Raw genomic sequence first — 25,645 nt, 5'->3', positions numbered from 1 at the left:
GACATGATTGGCTTCTTTCGCTACAATAAATAAAAAGGGCACTCTCTGAGTGCTCTTTCTTATTAGACGTTTTTTCCTATATATGGAAACGGACGGTACTGCATAACTCTTTACATAAAAAAAATTTTTCATGATAATAGTAATCAATACATGATTTTTATTATACGTAAAGGTGATAGGATCCTATGGCCAATGAACAAGTATTGACAGCGGAGCAAGTCTTTGAACAAGCGGGCTGTTATTTATCGGAAAAAGATGTCGAATTTATTAAAAAGGCGTATGAATTTGCGAAACATGCCCATCGCGATCAATATCGCAAATCGGGGGAACCGTATATTATTCACCCGATTCAAGTCGCAGGGATCTTAGTGGATCTAAAAATGGATCCTGCCACGATCGCTGCTGGATTTCTCCATGACGTCGTCGAGGATACAGAGGCGACAAAAGAGGATTTGGAACAGGAATTCGGCGCTGAAGTGGCGATGCTTGTCAACGGGGTGACAAAGCTAGGAAAAATTAAATATAAATCTCAGGAAGAACAGCAAGCGGAAAACCATCGCAAAATGTTTTTAGCAATGGCGCAAGATATCCGCGTCATTTTAATTAAATTAGCGGACCGCCTTCACAATATGCGGACGTTGAAACATTTGCCGGCGGAAAAACAGCGGCGCATCGCCAATGAAACGCTGGAAATTTTCGCACCGTTGGCCCATCGCCTTGGAATTTCCAAAATTAAATGGGAACTGGAAGATACCGCTCTTCGCTACTTAAATCCGCAGCAATACTACCGCATCGTGAACTTAATGAAGAAAAAGCGGGCCGAACGCGAGCAATATTTGGAAGAAGTGATTCAGGAAGTACGTGAACGGTTGAACGAGGTTCAGATTCCGTGTGAAATTTCCGGCCGGCCGAAGCATATTTACAGCATCTACCGCAAAATGGTCATGCAAAACAAACAGTTTAACGAAATTTACGATTTGCTTGCCGTCCGCATTATTGTCAACAGCATTAAAGACTGCTACGCCGTACTAGGCATTATCCATACTTGCTGGAAGCCGATGCCGGGTCGTTTCAAAGATTATATTGCGATGCCAAAACCGAATATGTACCAATCGCTCCATACGACCGTGATCGGTCCAAAAGGCGAGCCGCTTGAAGTGCAAATTCGCACATTTGAGATGCATCAAATCGCGGAGTTTGGGATTGCCGCTCACTGGGCATATAAAGAAGGGAAGACAATCAAACCAAATTCGTTCGAAGAAAAGCTTTCCTGGTTCCGGGAAATTTTAGAGTGGCAAAACGATGCAAGCAACGCGGAAGAATTTATGGAATCGCTGAAGATGGATTTATTCTCCGACATGGTGTTTGTGTTTACGCCAAAAGGAGATGTCATCGAATTGCCGGCCGGCTCGGTGCCGATTGATTTTGCTTACCGCATCCATTCGGAAATTGGCAATAAAACGATCGGCGCCAAAGTCAACGGCAAAATGGTGCCGCTTGATTACAAGTTGCAGACAGGCGATATTGTCGAGATTCTGACTTCGAAGCACTCATACGGACCAAGTCAAGATTGGCTGAAGCTGGCGCAGACATCCCATGCGAAAAATAAAATCCGTCAGTTTTTCAAAAAGCAAAGACGGGAAGAAAATATTGAAAAAGGAAGAGAGCTTGTCGAAAAAGAAGTCCGCAGCCTTGGGTTTGATGTAAAAGAAATTTTAACGGCAGAAAATGTCAAGCGCGTTGCGGAGAAATTCAATTTTTCCAACGAAGAGGATATGTACGCCGCTGTCGGTTATCACGGGATTACCGCGGCGCAAATTGCTCACCGTTTAACAGATAAATGGCGGAAGCAGCGTGATTTAGAAGAACAGCAAAAAAAATTGGCGGAGACGATATTGGAAACAAAAGTGCCGGCCGGAAAGAAACGTGATTTCGGCATCCGCGTTCAAGGGATGGACAATTTGCTGATCCGCCTGTCGCGCTGTTGCAACCCGGTTCCCGGCGACGAAATTATCGGTTTTATTACAAGAGGACGGGGCGTTTCCGTCCATCGCGTCGATTGTCCTAACGTGCAGACGGAAGAAGCGGCCGACCGCTTAATTTCGGTCGAATGGGAAAGCGACGCAAACACAAGCCGCGAATATAACGTGGACATTGAAATTACCGGTTTTGACCGCCGCGGCCTGCTCAATGAAGTGTTGCAGGCGGTGAATGAAACAAAAACAGATATTTCGGCTGTTTCCGGCAGATCCGATCACCGCAATAAAATCGCCACGATTAATATGACGATTGCGATTCGCAATGTCAGCCATTTGCAAAAGGTGGTCGACCGTATTAAACAAATACCAGATATTTACTCGGTACAGCGAATCATGAATAACTAGAAAGGAAACGGTTTATGAAAGTAGTCGTGCAGCGAGCGAAGAAAGCAAAAGTAACGGTGAATGGAGAAGTGGTCGGGGCGATCGGGCACGGTCTTGTCCTGCTTGTCGGCGTCACCCATAGCGATACGATCGAAGATGTCGCCTTTATCGCCGATAAAATCGCCCATTTGCGTATTTTTGAAGATGAAACGGGAAAAATGAATCTTTCTGTGTTGGATATCGGCGGCGATATTTTATCTGTTTCGCAGTTTACGTTATACGGCGATTGCCGAAAAGGGCGGCGGCCGAATTTTATGGAAGCCGCAAGACCAGATCATGCGCTGCCGTTGTACGAAGCACTGAACGAGGCGCTGCGGCAGAAAGGGATTCGCGTCGAAACAGGAAAATTTGGTGCAATGATGGAAGTAGAACTCATTAATGACGGTCCGGTGACACTCATTGTCGAAAGCAAGGAAAAAACGGGGAACTAATAATGTTCACCCGTTTTTTTATTTTATTTTTTGCCGAAATAGGAAAGAATAAAACAAACGGACGCGACGAATTTCCAATGAGGAAGGATGAAGAAAATGCGGCATAGCGCGAAAGGAGAGTTTGCCCATCGCAAGGCAAGCGAATTATTTCATGTCGATTTTCACGAATTTATGAGAAAGGAGGCGGAATATACCGCCTTTGAATTAGCGTCTGAGTTTGGTTTGACGCTAAGAGACGTACAAAAACTTAAAAAACAAATTTTTCGTTCCTAAGAACAATGAATTTCTCCTTGACAAAATGCCGTTTCATTCGTAACATAAGTTATAAAAATTATACATATGAACAACCAATGACGGAGAAAAGTAGTTAAGAATACACATGGCCAGAGAGGAAATGCCTGAGGCTGGAAGCATTTCTCCATGATGACTTAACGAAAGACACTCCGTAGGTTTCCCTTTGAACGTGCATGGCGCCAGTAAAAGGGAACGCGATCTCGCGTTATCGGTAACAAGTGGAAGCTTTTTTTGCTTCAATTAGGGTGGCACCACGGGAACAACGCTCTCGTCCCTATCGTTTATAGGGAACAAGGGCGTTTTTATTTTGGCAAAGGAGGTTTGTTATGGCTTTTCAAATTCCTAGAGGAACGCAAGATATTTTGCCTGGTCAAGTTGAAAAGTGGCAGTATATTGAAAAGATCGCCCGCGATATTTGCGAGCGTTACAATTATCATGAAATCCGCACGCCGATTTTTGAACATACGGAGCTGTTTTTGCGCGGGGTCGGCGATACGACCGATATTGTGCAAAAAGAAATGTATACGTTTGAAGATAAAGGCGGAAGAAGCTTGACGCTTCGTCCGGAAGGCACGGCGCCGGTTGTACGTTCATTTGTGGAACATAAAATGTATGGCGATCCAAATCAGCCGGTGAAGCTGTATTACATAGGGCCGATGTTCCGCTATGAACGGCCGCAGGCTGGACGGTTCCGCCAATTTGTACAATTCGGCGTCGAGGCGCTCGGCAGCAATGATCCGGCGATGGACGCGGAAGTGATTGCGTTGGCGATGGAACTATACCAAACATTAGGATTAAAGCAATTAAAATTAGTGATTAACAGCCTTGGGGATGCCGAAAGCCGCAAAGCGCACCGCCAAGCGTTAATCGATCATTTCCAAAGCCGGATTCATGAACTTTGCGAAGACTGCCAAGTGCGTCTCGAGAAAAATCCGCTTCGCATCCTTGACTGCAAAAAAGACCGAGATCATGAGTTGATGGCGACAGCACCGTCCATCCTTGATTATTTAAACGAGGAATCGCGCCAGTATTTTGAAAAAGTAAAATCGTACTTGACGAAATTGGGCATTCCGTTTGAAGTAGACGCGCGCCTTGTGCGCGGGTTGGATTATTACAACCATACGACATTTGAAATTATGAGCGATGCCGAAGGGTTCGGCGCCATTACGACATTATGCGGCGGCGGCCGTTACAATGGGCTCGTGCAGGAAATCGGCGGACCGGAAACGCCGGGCATTGGCTTTGCCCTTAGCATCGAGCGGCTTCTGGCCGCGTTGGCGGCGGAAGGAATCGCTTTGCCGGTTCGTGAAGGAATTGATTGTTATGTCGTGGCTGTTGGCGAAAAGGCAAAAGGAGAGTCTGTATTATTAGTAAATCAACTGCGCAAAGCGGGAATGATCGCCGATAAAGACTACCAAGACCGGAAAGTAAAGGGGCAGCTGAAAGCGGCTGACCGGTTAAACGCAAAATTTGTGGCGATTCTTGGCGACGATGAGCTCGCCAAAAATGTCATCAATATAAAAGAAATGAGTACAGGGGAACAAACGGAAGTACCGTTGCCGTCATTGATCGATTTCTTAAAAGAACGATTAGCATAGGAGGGGCATGAGCATGTTTGGCAGGACCTATTATTGCGGGGAAATCACGGAAAAAGCGATTGGCGAAAAAGTGGTGCTCAAAGGCTGGGTGCAAAAGCGCCGCGACCTTGGCGGGCTCATTTTCATTGATCTTCGTGACCGAACGGGCATCGTGCAAGTCGTCTTCAGCCCGGAAGTATCGCCGGAAGCGCTGGCTGTTGCGGAAAAAGTGCGGAACGAATATGTATTGAGCATAGAGGGCACCGTCGTCGCCCGCGCGGAAGGAACCGTCAACCCGAACATTCCAACCGGCAAAATTGAAATTCAAGCAGAGCGAATTACGGTCATTAACGAAGCGAAAACACCGCCGTTTGTTATTTCTGACCAAACAGACGTTGCTGAAGAAGTGCGCTTGAAGTATCGCTATTTAGATTTGCGCCGCCCGGTGATGTTCCGCACGTTGCAGCTTCGCCATCGGGTGACGAAAGCGATCCGCGACTTTTTAGACAGCGAAGGGTTTTTAGAAGTGGAAACGCCGATTTTAACGAAAAGCACGCCAGAAGGCGCACGCGACTACTTAGTGCCAAGCCGCGTTCATCCAGGCGAATTTTATGCGCTGCCGCAGTCGCCGCAAATATTTAAGCAATTGTTAATGGTTGCCGGATTTGAGCGGTATTATCAAATTGCCCGTTGTTTCCGCGATGAAGATTTGCGCGCCGACCGGCAGCCGGAGTTTACGCAGATCGATATCGAAACATCGTTTATGAGCCAAGAAGAGATTATGGATTTAACGGAACGAATGATGGCCCACGTTGTCAAAACGGCAAAAGGAATCGATGTTTCTCTTCCGTTCCCGCGCATGTCGTATGATGAGGCGATGAGCCGTTACGGTTCGGACAAGCCGGATACACGTTTTGGTTTAGAGCTTGTCGATGTATCAGAAATTGTGAAGAATTCTTCATTCAAAGTGTTTGCTGGAGCTGTCGCTAACGGCGGACAAGTAAAGGCGATCAATGTAAAAGGCGCGGCAGATCAGTATTCCCGAAAGGATATTGATGGGTTGGCCGAATTTGTCGCCCGCTACGGCGCAAAAGGGCTGGCATGGTTGAAAGTGGAGGAAGACGGACTGAAAGGGCCGATTGCGAAATTTTTCACCGAAGAAGAGCAAGCAGGACTTACAAAAACACTAGAAGCGGAAAAAGGAGATTTATTGCTGTTTGTCGCCGATCAAAAAGCGGTGGTTGCCGATGCGCTTGGCGCCCTGCGGCTGAAGCTTGGCAAAGATTTAAATTTAATTGATGAAACGAAGCTCCATTTCCTTTGGATTACGGATTGGCCGCTTCTTGAGTATGACGAGGAAGAAGGGCGTTATTACGCAGCCCATCATCCGTTTACGATGCCGGTGCGGGAAGACTTGCCGAAACTTGAAACGAATCCAGAAAAAGTAAGAGCACAGGCGTATGACCTTGTTCTCAACGGCTATGAGCTTGGCGGCGGTTCGATGCGGATTTTTGAGCGCGAAGTGCAAGAAAAGATGTTCCGCGCCTTAGGATTTACTGAAGAGGAAGCGCGCGCGCAGTTTGGCTTCTTGCTTGAAGCGTTTGAATACGGCACCCCGCCGCATGGCGGCATTGCGCTCGGCTTAGACCGCCTTGTCATGCTGCTGGCGGGACGGTCCAACTTGCGCGATACAATCGCGTTTCCAAAAACGGCGAGCGCTAGCTGTCTGCTTACCGAAGCGCCTAGCCCAGTCAGCGAGCAGCAGCTAGAAGAATTGCATTTAGCGGTCCAATGGAAAAAAGAAGAGTAAGCAGCGGCTGTTTTATTGCTCTAATTATAAAAAAGCGTGTAGGCGGGAAGGTTCACAAGTGATAAAATATATGATACAATGAAAGAAATAAAAATAGTCCTGATGTGTTCGTCGTATAACCTATTGTTTTGACCGAACAATAAGTTATACGGGAGCCCGGGGTTTCCAAGCGGCGTACATGCCTCCCCGTGCGAGGAAGTGCAAACCTTGGGACAGGGCACCCACCTGCTTGGAGCGGGTTCAAAACGAAGGCATCGACGGCACGATTGGGACTGACATAACAAGCTTTGCTATATATGCTCGACTACTTCCCTATGTAAAGGCTGTTCTTTACATAGGGTTTTGTTTTGCTGGCATAAAAATGTGATTGAAAATAAAGCGCCGATTATTGTAGGATAAAAAGCGGTATGGAAATCACATTAAAGCGACGGAGAGGATATCGATGCTACACCAGTTTTCACGCAATGAATTGGCAATCGGCAAAGAAGGGCTTGAAAAGTTAAAACAAGCAACAGTGGCGGTTCTAGGCGTTGGGGGAGTCGGCTCTTTTGCGGTGGAGGCGCTGGCCCGTTCCGGCATCGGACGTCTCGTTCTTGTTGACCGGGACAATGTCGATATCACGAATATTAACCGGCAGATTCATGCACTTCTTTCGACGATCGGCCGTCCGAAAGTTGAATTGATGAAAGAGCGGATCGCCGATATTAATCCGGAATGTGAAGTGATTGCACTGCAAATGTTTTATACGGAAGAGACGTATGAGCAATTTTTTAGCTATGATCTCGATTTTGTCATCGATGCTTCCGATACGATTATCTATAAAGTGCACTTAATGAAAGAATGCTTAAAGCGCAATATTCCGATTATTTCTAGCATGGGAGCGGCCAATAAAATGGATCCGACGCGCTTTCGCATCGTGGATATCTCGAAAACGCACACGGACCCGATCGCGAAAGTCATCCGCGCCAAATTGCGCAAAGAAGGCATTCGCCGCGGCATTCCTGTTGTGTTTTCCGATGAGAAGCCGATTGTTATTCGCGAAGATGTCCGCAAAGTGGTAGGCAATGATCAATCTCCGATCCGCAAGGCGCAAATGCCGCCGTCTTCCAACGCGTTTGTGCCGTCGGTGGCAGGGCTGATCATGGCGTCATACGTTGTGCGGGAACTTTTAAAAGATATTAAAATTTACCGGGTCGGAGAAGATTGAAAAACGTCGCAGCCCATAGTCTGCGACGTTTTTTTAAGAACGGGCAATATGTTCTAAATTTCCGTTTTTATCCATACGGAAAATATGGGCTGGTGGTCCCCCGTACTCTTCTTCCACAACGAGTTTGCGGGCACGTTCCATAATTTTTACTAATGCCTCATAATCTTCTTTAATAGTGGATTGATGCGCTTCGAGACGTTCCAATTTTTGTTGCAATTCTTCCCGCTGTTTTTGCAGTTGTACTTGTTCTTGTTTTAACCGTTCATTTTCTTTTTTCATTGCTTCGACCTGTTCGTAGTCATGTTTTAGCGTTTGCAAAAAAACGATGCACTGCTCAAGGGTGAGCGGCGAAGCAGGGAGAAATGGCGACGACCCTTGATAAGAAATGTTTGCTGATGGTGAAATACTTTCTTTCTGTAGTTTTTTGGCCATTTCTAGTGCGCGCTTCCGCTCTTTACGCTGCTTTTTCGCCAGTTCAATCGCTTCAACATATCGTTTTCGCACTTCGGCGTTCCAGCGGAACCCGCATGCGGCTGCCGTCCGGTTCAAGCGATTGCCGACTTCTTCAAATGCGGCAAGCTGCGTCCCCCCCTCGCGAATATATCGTAGCACTGTTTCCGCCAACACGACATCTTCCTCGTGAGACCAAGCATCTTGTCTTATTTTCATGTTGTCACACCCCGCAAATAAATTTAGATAGATGATAGTTTTTCCTCTTATTAGCAAATTTAAACTTTCTATTTTTCATTTCATTGAAAGTTTGCCAATAATCTTCTATAATGAATCTATATTTGTTACGACCAGTCGGTTGTAAAAATTCCTGAACGATTGGTTAAAAACGACCGGAAAGAGGTGGAAAGATGAGTTTTTTAACAAAGTTTAGCCTAAAAAATGCAGTTGCCGTATTCATTATTTCTTTTTTGCTGATTATTTTAGGAGCATACTCGTTTTCATCGTTGAAAGTCGATTTGCTTCCAAACATTGAGTTTCCGCAATTATCGATTGAAATCGTTTATCCGGGGGCATCGCCGCAAGATATAAACGACCAAGTAACGACGAAGTTGGAAGAAAAATTCAAATCTCTCGAAGGACTAAAACAAATGCAAAGTTCTTCATACGAAAATATGGCGGTGATTAATCTAGAGTTTCCGTTTCATACCGATATGGATGAAGTGGAACGTCAAGTTCATACACTGATTAACGACACCGACCTTCCGGAAAATGTACAGACGAAAGTCAACCGGTTTTCGTTTGGAACGATCCCTATTTTTAATATTTCTTTATTCGCCAAGAAAGACGTTGATTTACAAAAAATATTAGAAACACAAGTCATTCCTGAGTTAAATAAAATTGACGGAATTAACTCCATCTCTGTCGGCGGAGGAAAGGAAGAAATTATAAAAATAACGGTCGATAAACAAAAAGCGCTGCGGGCAGGATTGACGCTATCACAGATTAAAGATCAAATCAATGAAAAATACATGTCTTTTCCAGTTGGCAATATCCATACCGATACGTTGCAAATTCCTGTTCGTGTGCAGGAAAAGTTAAAAACGGTGAAAGATCTAGAAAATATGACGCTGACATCGCCATCACAGCAATCCATGCCTGCCGCAACACAAACAAAGCCGGCGATTAAGTTAAAAGACATCGCCAACATCGAAACGGTCACCGATCAAAGCGAGTTTACGCGCTATAACTTGAAAGAAGCGCTATCGATGGCAGTGACGAAAAAGCAAGATGCAAACACGGTAGAAGTGGCGGACAAAGTGATCAAAGTATTGGATTCGTATAAGGACAAATTCGATTACTCGATCGGTTTTGATTCCGCGAAAGGAATTAAAAAATCGGTCGAATCGCTCGTGCGTGAAGGATTGCTGGGGGCGCTGTTCGCTTCGGTCGCGGTGCTTCTCTTCTTGCGGAATGTGCGCGCGACGGTTATTGCGATCGTTTCTATTCCGCTTTCGCTATTGGTCGCTTCCATTTTTCTCAATCGAATGGATATTTCGCTAAATGTGATGACACTTGGCGGGATGGCCGTGGCGGTAGGTCGTGTCGTGGATGACAGCATCGTCGTGATCGAAAATATTTTCCGCCGTGTGCGCAAGGCGAAAACGGGAATAACAGACGAACTCATTCAAGATTCGACGAAAGAAATTCTCAAGGCGATTACTTCATCGACGATTACGACAGTGGTTGTCTTTTTACCGCTCGGTTTCGTCGGCGGAATTACCGGTGAATTTTTCCTGCCGTTTGCTTTAACGATTGTGTTCGCGCTGTTAGTTTCTTTGGTTGTTGCCGTTACGGTGGTACCAATTTTGGCGAAATTCTCCTTTAAAAAAGTTCCGCCGGAAGAAAAAGAAGGCGCGCTGCAGCGTGTTTACGGACGCATCATTGCCTGGGCGCTTCGCCATAAAGCGATTGTTTTGCTGCTGTCGGTTGCATTGCTTGTCGGTTCATTTGCCCTCTCTCCGGCACTAGGGTTTACTTTTTTGCCGAATGAAGAGCAAAAAACGTTGGTTGCCAGCATTGAACTTCCGCCTTCGACATCGCTGGAAAAAACAAATGATGTATCACTAGCATTGGAAAATATGTTCGCCAAGCAGAAAGAAATTAAAAACGTCACCGCAGCCGTCGGCAGCCGTGATTATCGCAGCGGGCTAAAACGCCAAAACCAGGCAAACTATTTTATTAATTTAAAAGAAGATGTTGCTGTTGCACCATTAATCAAAAAGCTAGAGAAAAAGATGGAACAAATCGTCAATGAAAAAGCACCAGGGACAACGATCGGCGTTCGTGAGATGGACAGCGGCGGCCCGCCGACAAATAACAACATCGATATTGACTTGTATTCCAACAATTTATCTGCCTTGCAAAAAGCGGCAAAACAAGTAGAAACCTATTTAAATAAACGCCATGATTTGAAAGATGTAACGAACAACTTTTCCGACAAGCAAAAACAAATCGTCGTCGATATTGATCCGGAAAAAGCGGCCGCTTATGGCGTTTCTGGATTTCAAATTTTAGGGACGATTGCCGATGCCACGAAGCCGGTAGACGTCGGAACATTGACGCTAAACGGAAAAGAGCGGACCGTTCAATTATCGTACAATCAGCATCTGCAATCGGTAGATGAGCTAAAAAATACGATGATTTTTACAAAGAGAGGACTTGTTCCTGTCTCCAAACTGGCATCTGTCAACGAAGTAGATACGTATACATCGATCCAAAAGCTGGACGGAAAAGTGTTTGCCCGTGTATCCGCGCAAATCGTTGGCGATAACATCCAAAAAGTGACCAACGATGTCATCCGCCATGTAAAAAATGATCTGAACCTTCCGGATGATGTGTCACTAGAGGGAGGAGGCGGCAGCGATGAGACGGTGCAAACGTTCCAGGAGCTTGGCATCGCGATGCTTGTTGCCATTGGCCTTGTCTATATTACGATGCTTGTCACATTTGGAAAAGCGCGCATTCCGTTTGTCATTCTGTCTTCGCTCATTTTCGTGCCGATCGGCTCGCTCCTCGGGTTATACATCGCAAAAGAGCCGTTATCTATCAGCGTCATGATCGGGCTATTAATGCTAATTGGAATTGTCACGACCAACGCCATCGTTCTTGTCGACCGCATTGGACAAAACCGTGAACAAAAAGGAATGACGATTCGCGACGCGATTATGGAAGCAGGCAAAACACGGCTGCGGCCGATTTTAATGACGGCATTTGCGACGGTGACAGCGCTGATCCCATTGGCGCTGACAAAAGAGTCAGGTACATTGATTTCCAAAGGATTGGCGATTACCGTGATCGGCGGTCTTACCTCTTCCACTTTGTTAACACTTATTCTCATTCCTGTGATGTATGAGTTATTCTTTATTCGTCAGGCGAAGGCAGAACGGATGAAACAGTAAATGAAAGGATGGCCCGTGCTGCAATGGGCCATCCATCGTTTTTGTTTCGTCCAAAGAATCTATTATAATAGTCATAAACAAGGAATAAGGAAGGAGAAGACATTGAATCGGAAAGAAGAAATTCTTCGGTCGGCAATGAAGCTGTTTGCGCAAAAAGGATATTATGCCACATCGATGCAAGAAATTGCCGAGCAGAGCGGGATGGCGAAAGGTTCGATTTATAATTATTTTAAATCGAAGGAAGAAGTGGCGGTGTCGATTTTTCGTTATCATTACGATATTCTCTTTCGCAAAATGAAAGATATTGCCGATGATGGCGATTTGTCAGCGCGGGAAAAGTTTGAAAAACAGCTGTCTGTGCAAATCGAGGAATTCTCCCGCCATAAAGAACTAGTCCAAATGCTTATGGGCGAACAAACGGTAAAAGCCAATGATGAAGTCCATCGGCTCGTGTTTCGCATTCGCGCGAAAACACTCAACTGGTACCGCCGGGCCATCGAAGAAATATACGGAGAAAAGGTGCGCCGTTTTTCGCTAGATTGTGCGACGATGCTCAATGGCATGCTCAAAGAATATTTGTTTTATATGGCGATTGACCGAAAACAGCTGCCTTTAGCTAAGCTGGCGTCTTTTTTGCTCCGGAGGCTCGATGCGATAGTGGCTAGCATGGCCGGACAGGAGGAACCGTTATTAACGATGGAAACGATGTATGATTATCTTTCTGCGGAACAAACCGATCAGCAGGAGAGGCAGAAACAAATTCTCACCTATCTTGACCAAATGATCGCCACCCTGCCGGCAAATGGGGACGTGGAAGAGAATGTACGTCACTCATTAGAAACGTTAAAACAAGAGATGAAAAAAGGAGAAGAAGCACGGCCGTTTATGGTAGAAGCGCTGCTGCTTTACTTAGAAAAATGGGATTTGCCTTTCTATGATGAATTAAAGGCAGCAATAGATCGTTATTTTGATTAGGTAGAAGTTCTCTGTCGGCTGCAGAGAACTTTTGTTGCAACCTTTGTTACGCTGCCGGCTTAAAGAACAAGGATATTTTCATAAGCGAGGGATCGTTTCATGCTTTTTACGGCGGAACCGCTTGCTGTTCGCATGAGACCGCGGAACATTGATGAGATCGTCGGACAAAAACATATTATTGGACCGCATACCGCCTTGTACAAAATGATTCAAAAAGGGTATGTGCCTTCGTTATTGCTGTACGGGGAGCCGGGGACAGGAAAAACGTCGCTTGCCTATGCGATTGCTGGGACGGCTGAGCGCGAGTTTTTTGCCATTAACGCGACGACGTCGGGAAAAAAGGACATTGAAGAAGTAGTGGCGACGGCGAAGCTTATCGGCAACGTCATCTTATTTATCGATGAAATCCACCGTTTTAATAAGGCACAGCAAGACTATTTGCTTCCCCATGTGGAAAATGGTTTGATTACGCTGATCGGCGCTACGACGGAAAATCCGTTTCACGAAGTAAATCCAGCGATCCGCAGCCGCTGTGGGCAAATTCAACAATTGAAGCGCCTTATGCCTGATGATATCGTTATCCTCTTGCGGCGTGCCCTAAAAGATCCAGACAGAGGGTTAGGGAATTTCCGCATCGTGATTGAAGAACAGTTGCTTTTCCGCATTGCCCGCGCGTCCGGTGGGGATGCGCGCGTTGCGCTAAACTTGTTAGAAGCGGCTGTCTATGCTTCGCGCGAAGTGGATGGGCAAATTTATGTCGAAGAGGAGACGATAGCGGAGTGTACAGCAAACCGGGGGTTTACTCACGATAAAAACGGGGATGCGTACTATTCACTCCTATCGGCTTTTCAAAAAAGCGTGCGAGGAAGCGATGTCGATGCGGCGCTTCATTATTTGGCGCGACTGCTCGAGGGCGGGGATTTGGCCGCCGTTTGTCGGAGATTGCTTGTCATCGCCTATGAAGATATCGGACTTGCCAATCCGATGATGGGAGTGAAAGTGCAAGCAGCGGTCAACGCGGTAGAACGATTAGGGCTTCCGGAGGCAAGAATTCCGCTTTCGGTCGTCACGATCGAGCTGTGTTTAAGCGCGAAATCAAACTCTGCCTATAAAGCGCTCGATGCGGCAATTGCCGATGTGCGAGCCGGAAAGATCGGCGATATTCCCGATCATTTAAAAGATGCCCATTATCATGGTGCAAGCGTGCTTGGACACGGAAAGGGATATCGGTATCCCCACGATTATCCAAACGGCTGGGTAGCACAGCAATATTTGCCAGAGGAGTTGGCAGATGTAAAATATTATGTGCCGAAAGAACACGGGGAGGAAAAGTATTACGCGAAAGTATATGAGAGGCTGGAACAATTAAAAAAGCAACACGATATTTAAAAATGAAGGAAACAAAATTTTATGATATAATGACAATCGATTTGTTTACTTTGTTCATAATGGAGGGAGCCTATGTCCCATTCTCACTATAAATACGCGTCTTTGTTCCGCTGGGCAGTTTATTTTATTGGCTTATTAGTGATGTCCTTCGGAATTGTATTGACGATTAAGGCCAATGTTGGCTGTGCGCCGTGGGATGTATTGCATATCGGATTGTACCGGAAATTCGGGTTGACGATTGGGACATGGTCGATTATTGTCGGCATTGTGATTTTGACGTTGTCTTCCCTGCTTGTCAAACAGCGGCCGAAACTCGGCGCTTTTTTGAATATGCTTTTTGTCGGCATATTTATCGATATGTATATGATGATTCCGTATTTGCAAACTCCTGCTACAATAGTAGGAAGATTTGCGATGCTACTGATTGGCATTGTTATTGCCGGTTATGGAATGGGGCTGTATATTTCTGCAAATGTTGGCGCTGGTCCTCGCGATAGTTTGATGCTTGCCCTGATGGATTTAACCGGCTGGAAAGTGCAGTATATTCGCATTGCGATGGAAGCCTTTGTTTTATTGACTGGTTGGCTGCTAGGCGGGCCGGTATCGATTGGGACGCTCATTTTTTGCGTGACGATCGGATCGGTGGCTGGCATTGCCCTCCCGCAATGCCGAAGAATCACCGAGCGTATCATGGAACCAATTCATGTAGAAACGCATGGTTTAAGACGATAGGAGGAATAGTATGAAAATTTCGACAAAGGGCAGATATGGGTTGACGATTATGATTGAGTTAGCAAAAAAGTATGGCGATCGCCCGATTTCGCTGCGCTCGATTGCCAAAGCGAATAATTTGTCCGAACATTATTTGGAGCAGCTTGTCACACCGCTTAGAAATGCCGGGCTTGTCAAAAGCATCCGCGGGGCATATGGCGGCTACGTGCTTGCGGATCATCCGGCGAAAATTACTGCCGGGGATGTCATCCGCGTGCTAGAAGGGCCGATCACGCCTGTCGAAGAACTCGAGGAAGAAGAGCCGGCCAAGCGGGAGTTATGGGTTCGTATTCGCGATGCGGTCGAAGAAGTGCTCGACAGCACGACACTGGAAGATTTGGCGAAATATAGCGAAGGTGATAATGAGGCATATATGTTTTACATTTGATGGAAAGGAGAATGATCATTGGAACGGATTTATTTGGATCATGCCGCTACGTCGCCGGTTCATCCGGAAGTGGTCGAGCGCATGATTCCGTTTATGACCGAAGTATTTGGGAACCCGTCCAGCATTCATTATTTTGGCAGACAAAGCCGCCATGCCGTGGATGAAGCAAGAGCTTTGGTGGCAAAAAGCATTGGAGCGAAAGAAACGGAAATCATTTTCACCAGCGGCGGAACGGAAGCGGATAATATGGCACTCTTCGGCACGGCGATGGCAAACCGTAACCGCGGCCGCCATATCATTACAACAACGATTGAACATCATGCCGTATTGCGCGCATGTCAATATCTAGAAAAACAAGGGTTTGATGTCACCTATCTTCCGGTAGATGAGCAAGGAAAAGTTTCACCAGCCGATGTGAAAGCGGCGCTTCGCGATGACACCATTCTTGTTTCCGTGATGTTTGCCAATAATGAAGTAGGGGTGCTGCAGCCGATCCGCGAAATCGGGGAACTATTAAAAGAGCATCAAGCCTATTTTCATACGGATGCGGTGCAGGCTTACGGACTCGTGCCAATTGACATCAATGAGTACCATATTGATTTGCTGTCTATTTCGGGCCATAAAATAAACGGGCCGAAAGGGGTTGGCGTTTTATATGCCCGCGAAACGGTCAAGCTGTCTCCGCTTTTTTACGGTGGGGAGCAGGAGCGGAAACGCCGCGCCGGAACGGAAAATGTCGCCGGCATTGTCGGGCTCGCAAAAGCAGTGGAAATTGCCCAAGAAACGATGAAGCAGAAACAGGAAGAGTATCGTCTGCTGCGGAATACGATGCTGTCTATTTTTGCTGAATCAGGCATTGACTATGCGGTAAATGGAAGCGAAGACGGACTGCCACATATCGTCAATGTGGCGTTTCCGGGCACAAACGTGGAATCGATGTTAGTGAATCTTGATTTGGCAGGAATCGCCGCTTCGAGTGGTTCGGCATGCACCGCCGGTTCGATTGATCCATCCCATGTGCTCGTTGCCATGTTCGGAAAAGAGTCGGAACGAATTCGTTCCTCAATTCGCTTTAGCTTTGGGTTCGGTACGACGAAAGAACAAATTGAGCGGGCGGCAACGGAAACGGTAAAAATCGTGAAAAGATTAACAAATAAATCAACTAGGTGGTGAAACAACATGAACAAAGCACCAAAAGATACACGCGTTGTTGTCGGCATGTCCGGCGGCGTGGATTCTTCCGTCGCTGCTCTGCTTTTAAAACAACAAGGCTATGACGTCATCGGGATTTTTATGAAAAACTGGGATGATACGGACGAAAACGGTGTCTGCACGGCGACGGAAGATTACGAAGATGTGGTGCGCGTCTGCAATCAAATCGGCATTCCATATTACGCTGTCAATTTTGAAAAACAATATTGGGATAAAGTGTTTACGTATTTTTTGGACGAGTATAAAGCCGGACGCACTCCAAATCCGGATGTGATGTGCAACAAAGAAATTAAGTTTAAAGCGTTTTTAGAGCATGCGCTATCGATTGGTGCCGACTACGTAGCGACCGGGCATTATGCGCGCGTGGCGTATCGCGACGGCGAATATAAAATGCTGCGCGGCGTCGACCCAAATAAAGATCAAACGTACTTTTTAAATCAACTCGGACAAGAGCAGCTGTCGAAAGTAATGTTTCCGATCGGGCATCTCGAAAAAGCGCAAGTGCGGCAAATTGCGAAGGAAGCGGGGCTTGCAACGGCTGGCAAAAAAGACAGCACGGGAATTTGCTTTATTGGAGAACGGGATTTTAAAGAGTTTTTAAGCAATTATTTGCCTGCCCAGCCAGGTGTAATGAAAACGCTGGATGGTGAAGTAAAAGGAAAACACGACGGAGTGATGTATTACACGATCGGGCAGCGCCACGGCCTTGGCATTGGCGGAAGCGGCGAGCCGTGGTTCGTCGTCGGCAAAGATGTCAAGGAAAATATTTTGTATGTGGCGCAAGGATTTAACAACGAATATTTGTATTCCACTTCCCTTATTGCCACCAACGTCAATTGGGTGTCAGACCGCAAACCGGCGCAATCGTTCCATTGCACGGCAAAATTCCGCTATCGCCAGCCGGATACCGGCGTTACCGTTCATCTGATGGATGACGGAAGAGTCGAAGTGGTGTTTGACGAACCAGTTCGTGCCGTGACGCCGGGGCAAGCAGTTGTCTTCTACAACGGCGAGGAGTGCCTTGGCGGCGGAACCATCGATGAAGTGTTCCGCGATGGCGAAAAGCTTTGGTACGTCGGTTAAAGAATAACTTGGAAAATGAAAAAGCGACGGCAAACAGGAAACACCTCAACTCTTGCGGGAGTTGAGGTGTTTCTGTAAATGATAGAAAATTGCGAACATATGTGCTAAAATTAGGATAAGGAGTGACAAAACAGTGGGAGATAAAAATCAACAAGGAATTGCCTATATGCAGCAAGGAGATTACGAGAAAGCGATCCAATGTTTCCATGATGCGATCGAAGAAAACCCGGAAGATCCAGTCGGCTACATTAATTTTGGAACAGTGTTAGCCGCAGCCGGAGAAGAGGAAAAAGCACTGCAGTTTTTCCAAAAAGCGCTCGAGCTGGATGGACATGCCGCCGCCGCTTATTACGGAATGGGCTCCGTCTATTACAAACGCCAGCAATTTGCCCAGGCAAAGAACATGTTTGAACAGGCGATTCAAAAAGGGTTACATGATGCCGACGCCTTTTTTATGCTCGGCATGTCGCTCATCCACCTGGAGATGCCACGGCTGGCGCTTCCGTATTTACAAAGGGCCGTGGAATTGAAAGAAAACGACGTGGAGGCTGTGTTTCAACTAGGATTATGCCTTGCCCATCTCGAATTGGTCGACGAAGCGATGAATTATTTCCAAAAAACGATTCAGCTAGATTCCCGTCATGCTGACGCCTATTATAATTTAGGCGTGATATATGCCTACAAAGAGGATATCCAAACCGCCCACGACATGTTTGCGACCGCTTTGGAAATCCAGCCGGACCATCTGTTGGCGGGATATGGAAAAAAGATGATGGAAAAGAAGCTACAACAATAAAAAGGCAGGGGATTCCCATTGCAACAACAGGAATCGTTTGCATTAGACGAGGCGTCATTTATTAAAGGAACGTGTGTTGCTACCATTTTCCATAATGAAGAAAATTTTTATTCCGTCATCCGCGTCCGTGTCGAAGAAACGAATGAAGCCTGCGAAGAACAAGAAGTAGTAGTGACCGGATATTTTCCGAAAATGAACGAACAGGATACGTATATTTTTTATGGAAAATTTCATAACCATCCGAGGTTCGGCCGGCAGTATGTGGTCGAACATTTTCGCAAACAGTTCCCGAATACGAAAGAGGGCCTCATTCATTATTTAGCGAGCGATTTATTTAAAGGAATCGGAAAAAAAACGGCAACGGCCATCGTCGAAACGCTTGGGGAAAATGCGATTTCTAAAATTTTGGAGGACCCAAGCGTATTAGACGGCGTTCCGAAATTAACGAAGCAAAAGGCAAAAGAATTGTATGAAACGCTGCGTACCCACGAAGGATTAGAGCAAACGATGATCGCCCTTTCGCAATTTGGGTTTGGGCCGCAGTTAGCGATGAAAATTTATCAAGTGTATCAAGAAGAAACGCTTTCCATTATTCAGCAAAACCCATACCAGCTTGTTGAAGATGTTGAAGGGATTGGATTTGGCCGAGCCGATGAGCTAGGATACCAGCTTGGCATTTCCGGAAGCCACCCGGCGCGGATTCGCGCCGCCTGTTTATTTGCGCTAGAACATGACTGCCTGCAAGAGGGACATGTGTATGTGACGAAAGATCAACTGACGGCATATGTGAAGCAGCTTTTAGAAGCAAAGCGCAGCGAAACGATCCGTGTCGAAACAATTGAGCAAATGTTGGTCATGCTTGCCGAGGAAGGCAAGCTCATTGAAGAGGAGGAAAGGTTTTATATTCCGTCACTTTATTTTGCCGAAAAAGGAATTGTGACAAACGTAAAACGTTTGCTGCAGCAAAAGGAAGCGGTCATGACGTTTCCTGAATCGGAATTTTTGCTGGCGCTCGGCAGATTGGAGGAGCGTTTGTCCGTACAATACGCTCCGCTGCAAAAAGAAGCGATTCGCCAGGCGCTTTCTTCTTCGCTTTTTATTTTAACCGGCGGTCCCGGCACAGGGAAAACGACGGTCATTAAAGGAATCGTGGAAATATTTGCTGACTTGCATGGCCTTTCCCTTGATCCGAAAGACTATACGAAAGACCATCCGTTTCCGATCTTGCTTGCCGCACCAACGGGAAGAGCGGCAAAGCGAATGAGCGAGGCGACGGGGCTTCCTGCTGTGACGATTCACCGGCTGCTTGGCTGGAACGGTGCGGAAGGTTTTACTCATGATGAGGATGAACCGATTAGCGGCAAGCTTTTAATTGTTGATGAAATGTCAATGGTCGATACGTGGCTGGCGAATCAGCTGTTTAAATCGATCCCTGACGGCATGCAAGTGATTCTTGTTGGTGATGAAGACCAGCTCCCATCGGTCGGGCCGGGGCAAGTGTTAAAGGATTTGCTGAGGGCAGGAGTGGTACCGACCGTTCGCCTGACCGAAGTGTACCGGCAGGCGGAAGGATCATCGATTATTGAATTGGCCCACCAGATGAAAAACGGCCTCGTTCCTTCCGATTTAACGGCGCAAAAAGCGGATCGCTCCTTTATCCGCTGCCAGACAGGACAAGTCGCCGAAGTAGTGCGGCAAATTGCCGATAACGCGCGCAAAAAAGGCTTTGCCGTAAAAGATATTCAAGTGCTTGCCCCAATGTACCGCGGACCTGCCGGAATTGACCGGATGAACCAAGTGCTGCAAGAATTGTTTAATCCGAAGTCTGAAAAAAAGCGGGAGCTTTCTGTCGGCGATGTCGTGTACAGGGTCGGCGACAAAGTGCTGCAGCTTGTCAATCAGCCGGACGATAACGTGTTTAACGGAGATATCGGTGAAATTGTCGCCATTTTTTACGCGAAAGAAAACACGGAAAAGCAGGATTTAGTCGTTGTTTCGTTTGATGGCGTCGAGGTCACGTATTCGCGGCAAGACTTGTCGCAAATCACCCATGCTTATTGCTGCTCGATTCATAAAGCGCAAGGAAGCGAATTTCCTATTGTTATTTTGCCTGTTGTCAAAAGCTATTACCGCATGCTGAAGCGAAATTTGCTATATACCGCCGTGACAAGAAGCAAGAAGTTTTTAATTTTATGCGGGGAGGAAGAAGCGTTTCGGCTCGGAGTCAACCGCAGCGATGACGGGGCGCGGCAGACGACGCTGACGGAGAAATTGCAACGGTCTCTTGCTCCATTTACCGAAGGAGAGCTGCCGATGGAAGATGCGAACGTAGGGATGGAAAACGTTTCACCGTATGATTTTATGAACAACTAGCCAAGCTAAGCGTGGCTGGAAAGGTGGGGAGATCTTTGCGGACGTTTTCCCATATGAAAGGCCTTCCCGTATATGAACAAAAAACGGGAAAGACAATTGGAAAAATCAGCGATATTTGTTTTACCAATAATGGAACAGTGCAAGGATTCGCGTTGGAAAGCAAAGGGTGGTTTGCCCGCCAGCGCTATCTCCCGTTTTCCGCCGTGCAAGCAGTTGGAACAGATGGGGTTATCATAAAGGACGCTGCGTGTTTACAGCCATTTTCCTCGGTTCAAACCGGCTACTCTCTTTACAGCGAACGCGGAATCGCCGGCAAACCGGTGATTACAGCGGATGGAAAAAAGCTGGGATTATTAGAGGATGTATATTTTCACGGGCAATTGGGCATAATCGGAGGATATGAGATTACAGACGGTTTTTTTGCCGATTTGACGGAAGGAAAAAAACGAATCGGCGCTGCCCCTTTTACCGTTGGGGAAGAAGCGATTATTGTAAACACAACAATGTAAGGAGAGTGGCTGTTCGTGCTCATTTGCCCGAATTGTAAAAGCAAAAATTTAGGAAAAATTGGTGTGAACCAATACTATTGTTGGGATTGCTTTATTGAATTGTCCGTGTCAAAAGGGATTATTCATACCCATCAAGTCGAGGAAGACGGGACGTTAAGTTCGTTGGATGATTTATTTGATGAACATGAGCGCACGATCCAATTTTAGGAGGAAACGAGCATGAATCGGACAATGACCTCGCTGTTGGCGTTAGGATTAGGCATTGCCGCCTATCGAGCAGCACAGCGCAATGACTGGATGAACAACCGCACAATGAAAAGAATGCGCCGTCGTTTGGCCCGAGCCATTCGCTAAAAGCTGGTGCCAATTCCCGCAAACTGACGGGGATTGGCACTTTTTTGTATAATTCCGCCCTCTTCTCCTACACTAACGGTAGGGGGTGTTACGATGGGGGAACAGCAGTGGCTGTCGATTGTCCGGATTGGCAAATGGCTGCTTATTACGGTTATTATCTATTTAGTGATCCGCATGAAAGAAGTATGGCTGCCTGCCGTCGATTTATTGATTACCGCATTGATTCCATTTATCATTGCCGCTTTTATTACCTATTTATTGCATCCGTTGGTGGAATACATTCATGAAAAGGGAATCCCACGCTGGATAGCCATATTATTGATCTATTTTCTTTTTTTCGGAGGCATCGGCTACGGACTTTATAAAGGCATTCCGCTGTTTATTCAACAGCTAAAGCAATTGAGCGAAAGCCTGCCGGCGTTAATCGAAACATACCGGAATTGGGCGAAGGGCATTCATAATCAGACATCGACATGGCCGATGGAAATTCATACGCGAATCGAAACGATGTTGGTACAAGTGGAACGAGCAGCTGCTGATGCCGTAACGATGGTGATGAACGGCGTAAAATGGTTTGTGAATTCCGCCATGCTGTTTTTGCTTATTCCGTTTATTGTATTTTACATGCTAAAGGATATTGAGTTGTTGAAAAAAGCGGTATGGTATATGACGCCGAAACGGTGGCGGGAGCCGGGGATGGCCTTTTTGAAAGATGTCGACGAATCGCTTGGCAACTATATTCGTGGGCAATTGTTGGTAGGAGCCGTGATCGGCTCTGTTGCCGCGCTTGCTTTGTGGCTTGTCGGAATGGATTATCCGCTTTTGCTTGGCTGCATTATTGGCGTCACCAATATTATCCCTTATTTTGGCCCGGTGATTGGCGCCATTCCCGCCATCATTCTGGCGGTGACGGTTTCCTTGAAAATGGTGTTGATCGTTGCTGCTATTATTTTTCTTCTTCAATTTTTGGAAGGAAATATTTTATCGCCGATGATTGTCGGGAAGAGTTTGCATATGCATCCGCTCGTGATTATGTTTGCCTTGTTTTTTGGCGGGGAAATTGCCGGAGTGATTGGCCTTATTATTGCTGTTCCGCTTCTTGCGGTATTGAAGGTGGCCTTGCTTCATTGGAAAGAACATTACCAGTCGCGTTGACAAATCGATAAGGCTTGTCTATAATCATACAATGAAAAAGTGAATACATAATGCGATGACGGATCGAGTATGTTACAGTCCATCTTAAAGCGCGAATTCGCGCACAGAGAGGAATTTCCGCGGCTGAAAGAAATTCCAGATGAAGGGTAACAGAACGCTAATCCGGAGCGCAGGCGAAACCTGACGTCCAAGCCACGTTACGGCCAATGAGGTGATGAACGCCTTGCCGTTCATAAACAGGGTGGTACCGCGAGCATAACTCTCGTCCCTGAAGGGGGATGAGAGTTTTTTATATTCAACCATAAAACGATGCTAGAAAGGGAGGATCATCATGAAGAAGCTTACTTCTGCACAAGTAAGGAGAATGTTTTTAGAGTTTTTTAAGGAGAAAGGCCATTCCGTTGAACCAAGCGCGTCACTCATTCCTGTCGATGATCCATCATTGTTGTGGATTAATAGCGGTGTTGCAACATTAAAGAAATATTTTGATGGTCGTGTCGTTCCGGATAATCCACGCATTTGTAACGCGCAAAAATCCATCCGTACCAATGACATTGAAAATGTCGGAAAAACGGCACGTCACCATACATTTTTCGAAATGCTCGGAAACTTTTCGATTGGCGATTATTTTAAGAGAGAGGCAATTCATTGGGCATGGGAATTTTTAACAAGCGAAAAATGGATTGGTTTTGATCCGGACCGATTGTCGGTAACCATTCATCCGGAAGACAATGAGGCGTTTGAAATTTGGCATAAAGAAATCGGCATTCCGGAAGAACGAATCATTCGGTTGGAAGGAAATTTTTGGGATATTGGCGAAGGACCGAGCGGACCAAATACGGAAATTTTCTATGACCGCGGCGAAGAATTCGGAAACGATCCGAATGACCCGGAATTGTATCCGGGCGGGGAAAACGACCGCTATTTAGAAGTGTGGAACTTGGTGTTTTCGCAATTCAACCATAATCCAGACGGCACGTATACTCCGCTTCCAAAGAAAAATATTGATACAGGCATGGGATTAGAGCGGATGTGCTCGATTTTGCAGGGAGTGCCGACAAACTTTGAAACCGATTTATTCATGCCGATCATTCGCGCGACCGAGCAAATTTCCGGACAAAAATATGGCGTGGACAAGGAGAAAGACGTGGCGTTTAAAGTGATCGCTGACCATATTCGCGCGGTCACGTTCGCGATTGGCGATGGCGCGCTGCCGTCGAACGAAGGGCGCGGATATGTATTGCGCCGGTTATTGCGCCGCGCGGTTCGCTATGCTAAGCAACTTGGTATCGAGCGACCGTTTATGTACGAATTGGTGCCGGTTGTCGGCGAAATCATGAACGATTTCTACCCGGAAGTAAAAGAAAAAGCCGAATTCATTCAGAAAGTGATCAAAAATGAAGAAGAGCGCTTCCATGAAACGCTTCATGAAGGTTTGGCGATTTTAGCGAGCGTCATTCAAAAAGAAAAAGAGCGCGGAAGCGATGTCATTTCCGGAGAAGATGTGTTCCGCCTTTACGATACCTACGGTTTTCCAATTGAACTGACGGAAGAATACGCGCAAGAAGAAGGAATGAAAGTCGATCACGACGGATTTGAACGGGAAATGGAACGGCAACGTGAGCGCGCTCGCGCTGCTAGACAGGACGTCGACTCGATGCAGGTACAAGGCGGTGTGCTTGGCGATATCAAAGTAGAAAGCCAGTTTGTTGGTTACGATCAGCTTCATACACAATCTACTGTCTCCGTTATCGTCAAAGACGGCCAGCTTGTGGATGAAGTGAAAGAAGGAGAAGAAGCGCAAATTATATTAGATGTAACCCCGTTCTATGCGGAAAGCGGCGGTCAAATCGCTGACCAAGGCTGGATGGAAAACGAAATGACGAAAGCGTTTGTGAAAGACGTGCAAAAAGCGCCAAACGGGCAGCATCTGCATCACGTCGTCGTCGAAAAAGGAACATTGAGAAAAGGAGAAACATATACAGCGCAAATTGATGAGGCAAAACGGGCCAATATTATTAAAAACCATACAGCGACCCATTTGTTGCATCAAGCGTTAAAAGATGTGCTCGGGCCTCATGTCAACCAGGCAGGGTCGTTAGTCGCCCCAGACCGCTTGCGCTTTGACTTTTCGCATTTCGGACAAGTAAAACCGGAGGAGTTAGAACGAATTGAAGCGATTGTCAACGAAAAAATTTGGCGCAGCATTCCTGTCGATATTTTCTATAAGCCGCTTGCGGAAGCGAAAGCGATGGGGGCGATGGCTTTATTCGGTGAAAAATATGGGGATATCGTCCGCGTCGTGAAAGTAGGCGATTATAGTTTAGAGCTTTGTGGAGGCTGCCATGTGCCAAACACCTCGGCGATCGGCTTGTTTAAAATCGTCTCCGAGTCCGGAATCGGTGCCGGCACCCGCCGGATTGAAGCCGTTACAGGCGAAGCGGCGTACCGCTTTATGAATGAGCAAATCGCCCTCTTGCAAGAAGTGGCGCAAAAATTAAAAACGAACCCGAGAGAAATAGTGGGGCGTTTGGACGCGTTAATGAATGAGATCCGTCAATTGCAGCGTGAGAATGAATCGCTCGCGGCCCGTCTTGGCAATTTAGAAGCGTCTAATCTTGTCCATAAAGTCAAAGAAGTAAACGGCATTCCGGTATTGGCTAGCAAAGTCAATGCAACGGATATGAATCATTTGCGGACGATGGTGGACGATCTGAAACAAAAACTAGGATCGGCGATTATCGTATTAGCCGCTGTGCAAGAGGAAAAAGTAAACTTGATCGCCGGTGTCACGAACGATTTAGTGGAAAAAGGATACCATGCTGGCAAGTTAATTAAAGAAGTAGCGGCCCGCTGCGGCGGCGGTGGCGGCGGTCGCCCTGACATGGCGCAGGCGGGAGGAAAAGATCCAAGCAAAGTGGGCGAAGCGCTGCAATATGTCGAAAAATGGATAAAATCCATTTCATAATCGATAAAGATAGTGTACA

21 protein-coding genes, 1 other RNA gene and 1 other annotated feature are annotated in these 25,645 nt (G+C 46.5%); of the genes, 21 read left to right on the top strand and 1 reads right to left on the bottom strand.

Translation table 11 applies throughout. The annotated features are described in order from the left end of the window. Positions 1-185 precede the first annotated feature (185 nt). The 7 genes from BDD39_RS10495 to BDD39_RS10465 all read left to right on the top strand — a co-directional run bounded on the left by BDD39_RS10495 (position 186) and on the right by BDD39_RS10465 (position 7,742). Positions 186-2,384 (top strand): RelA/SpoT family protein, encoded by a 2,199-nt coding sequence (locus BDD39_RS10495; protein ID WP_166910493.1) that lies wholly within the window; start codon positions 186-188, stop codon positions 2,382-2,384. Between the two features lie 14 nt (positions 2,385-2,398). Then, a complete protein-coding gene (dtd, locus tag BDD39_RS10490) occupies positions 2,399-2,854 on the top strand; it encodes a D-aminoacyl-tRNA deacylase (RefSeq protein ID WP_166910492.1) in 456 nt (151 codons plus the stop codon). A gap of 87 nt (positions 2,855-2,941) precedes the next feature. Then, on the top strand, positions 2,942-3,127 hold the full coding sequence (locus BDD39_RS10485) for a hypothetical protein (protein WP_166907061.1): 186 nt from the start codon (positions 2,942-2,944) through the stop codon (positions 3,125-3,127). Between the two features lie 68 nt (positions 3,128-3,195). After that, positions 3,196-3,427: a binding site (T-box leader), on the top strand. A 47-nt stretch (positions 3,428-3,474) separates the two neighbouring features. Next, the gene (gene hisS, locus BDD39_RS10480; protein ID WP_166910491.1) at positions 3,475-4,746 is read left to right on the top strand and encodes a histidine--tRNA ligase; all 1,272 of its coding nucleotides are present in this window, start codon (positions 3,475-3,477) and stop codon (positions 4,744-4,746) included. 13 nt (positions 4,747-4,759) lie between these two features. Then, positions 4,760-6,535 carry an aspartate--tRNA ligase gene (gene aspS, locus BDD39_RS10475; protein ID WP_166910490.1) on the top strand — a complete coding sequence of 592 codons (1,776 nt, stop codon included), beginning with the start codon at positions 4,760-4,762 and terminating at the stop codon, positions 6,533-6,535. A 93-nt stretch (positions 6,536-6,628) separates the two neighbouring features. Continuing rightward, a non-coding RNA gene (ssrS, locus tag BDD39_RS10470) (6S RNA) lies at positions 6,629-6,812 on the top strand. A gap of 165 nt (positions 6,813-6,977) precedes the next feature. Beyond that, positions 6,978-7,742, top strand: a complete 765-nt coding sequence (locus BDD39_RS10465) for a tRNA threonylcarbamoyladenosine dehydratase (protein WP_166910489.1) — start codon at positions 6,978-6,980, stop codon at positions 7,740-7,742. Between the two features lie 33 nt (positions 7,743-7,775). Here the strand turns inward: BDD39_RS10465 and BDD39_RS10460 are convergent, their stop codons facing one another. After that, on the bottom strand, positions 7,776-8,411 hold the full coding sequence (locus tag BDD39_RS10460; protein ID WP_166910488.1) for an RsfA family transcriptional regulator: 636 nt from the start codon (positions 8,409-8,411) through the stop codon (positions 7,776-7,778). A gap of 191 nt (positions 8,412-8,602) precedes the next feature. Here BDD39_RS10460 and BDD39_RS10455 point away from each other — a divergent pair, with 191 nt between their 5' ends. From BDD39_RS10455 to alaS, 14 genes are all read left to right on the top strand, one after another. After that, positions 8,603-11,653, top strand: coding sequence for an efflux RND transporter permease subunit (locus tag BDD39_RS10455; RefSeq protein ID WP_166910487.1), 3,051 nt, complete (start codon positions 8,603-8,605; stop codon positions 11,651-11,653). Positions 11,654-11,755: 102 nt separating this feature from the next. Then, positions 11,756-12,628, top strand: a complete 873-nt coding sequence (locus BDD39_RS10450) for a TetR/AcrR family transcriptional regulator (protein ID WP_166910486.1) — start codon at positions 11,756-11,758, stop codon at positions 12,626-12,628. A gap of 99 nt (positions 12,629-12,727) precedes the next feature. Continuing rightward, entirely contained in the window at positions 12,728-14,017 is a 1,290-nt protein-coding gene (locus tag BDD39_RS10445) for a replication-associated recombination protein A (RefSeq protein ID WP_166910485.1), read from the top strand. 72 nt (positions 14,018-14,089) lie between these two features. Beyond that, entirely contained in the window at positions 14,090-14,749 is a 660-nt protein-coding gene (locus BDD39_RS10440; protein ID WP_166910484.1) for a YczE/YyaS/YitT family protein, read from the top strand. Between the two features lie 10 nt (positions 14,750-14,759). Continuing rightward, positions 14,760-15,176 (top strand): cysteine metabolism transcriptional regulator CymR, encoded by a 417-nt coding sequence (cymR, locus tag BDD39_RS10435; RefSeq protein WP_166910483.1) that lies wholly within the window; start codon positions 14,760-14,762, stop codon positions 15,174-15,176. Positions 15,177-15,194: 18 nt separating this feature from the next. Then, entirely contained in the window at positions 15,195-16,349 is a 1,155-nt protein-coding gene (locus BDD39_RS10430; RefSeq protein WP_166910482.1) for a cysteine desulfurase family protein, read from the top strand. Between the two features lie 6 nt (positions 16,350-16,355). Then, on the top strand, positions 16,356-17,471 hold the full coding sequence (mnmA, locus tag BDD39_RS10425; protein WP_166910481.1) for a tRNA 2-thiouridine(34) synthase MnmA: 1,116 nt from the start codon (positions 16,356-16,358) through the stop codon (positions 17,469-17,471). A 133-nt stretch (positions 17,472-17,604) separates the two neighbouring features. Next, positions 17,605-18,267 (top strand): tetratricopeptide repeat protein, encoded by a 663-nt coding sequence (locus BDD39_RS10420; protein ID WP_166910480.1) that lies wholly within the window; start codon positions 17,605-17,607, stop codon positions 18,265-18,267. A gap of 18 nt (positions 18,268-18,285) precedes the next feature. Next, positions 18,286-20,640, top strand: coding sequence for an SF1B family DNA helicase RecD2 (gene recD2, locus BDD39_RS10415; protein WP_166910479.1), 2,355 nt, complete (start codon positions 18,286-18,288; stop codon positions 20,638-20,640). A gap of 35 nt (positions 20,641-20,675) precedes the next feature. After that, the gene (locus tag BDD39_RS10410; RefSeq protein WP_166910478.1) at positions 20,676-21,149 is read left to right on the top strand and encodes a PRC-barrel domain-containing protein; all 474 of its coding nucleotides are present in this window, start codon (positions 20,676-20,678) and stop codon (positions 21,147-21,149) included. A 15-nt stretch (positions 21,150-21,164) separates the two neighbouring features. Continuing rightward, positions 21,165-21,356: a hypothetical protein gene (locus tag BDD39_RS10405; RefSeq protein ID WP_043905574.1), complete on the top strand. Its 192-nt coding sequence runs from the start codon at positions 21,165-21,167 to the stop codon at positions 21,354-21,356. 12 nt (positions 21,357-21,368) lie between these two features. Further along, complete coding sequence (locus BDD39_RS10400) at positions 21,369-21,503, top strand: YrzQ family protein (RefSeq protein WP_166910477.1); 135 nt, start codon at positions 21,369-21,371, stop codon at positions 21,501-21,503. A gap of 93 nt (positions 21,504-21,596) precedes the next feature. Beyond that, positions 21,597-22,658, top strand: a complete 1,062-nt coding sequence (locus BDD39_RS10395) for an AI-2E family transporter (protein ID WP_166910476.1) — start codon at positions 21,597-21,599, stop codon at positions 22,656-22,658. Positions 22,659-22,989: 331 nt separating this feature from the next. Further along, positions 22,990-25,626, top strand: coding sequence for an alanine--tRNA ligase (alaS, locus tag BDD39_RS10385; RefSeq protein ID WP_166910475.1), 2,637 nt, complete (start codon positions 22,990-22,992; stop codon positions 25,624-25,626). The last annotated feature ends 19 nt before the right edge of the window (positions 25,627-25,645 follow it).

The sequence above is a fragment of the Saccharococcus thermophilus genome, from assembly GCF_011761475.1.
Classification (GTDB): Bacteria; Bacillota; Bacilli; order Bacillales; family Anoxybacillaceae; genus Saccharococcus; species Saccharococcus thermophilus.
The sequence above is the reverse complement of the archived record's forward strand: the minus strand, read 5'-3'. Positions and strand labels throughout refer to the sequence as shown.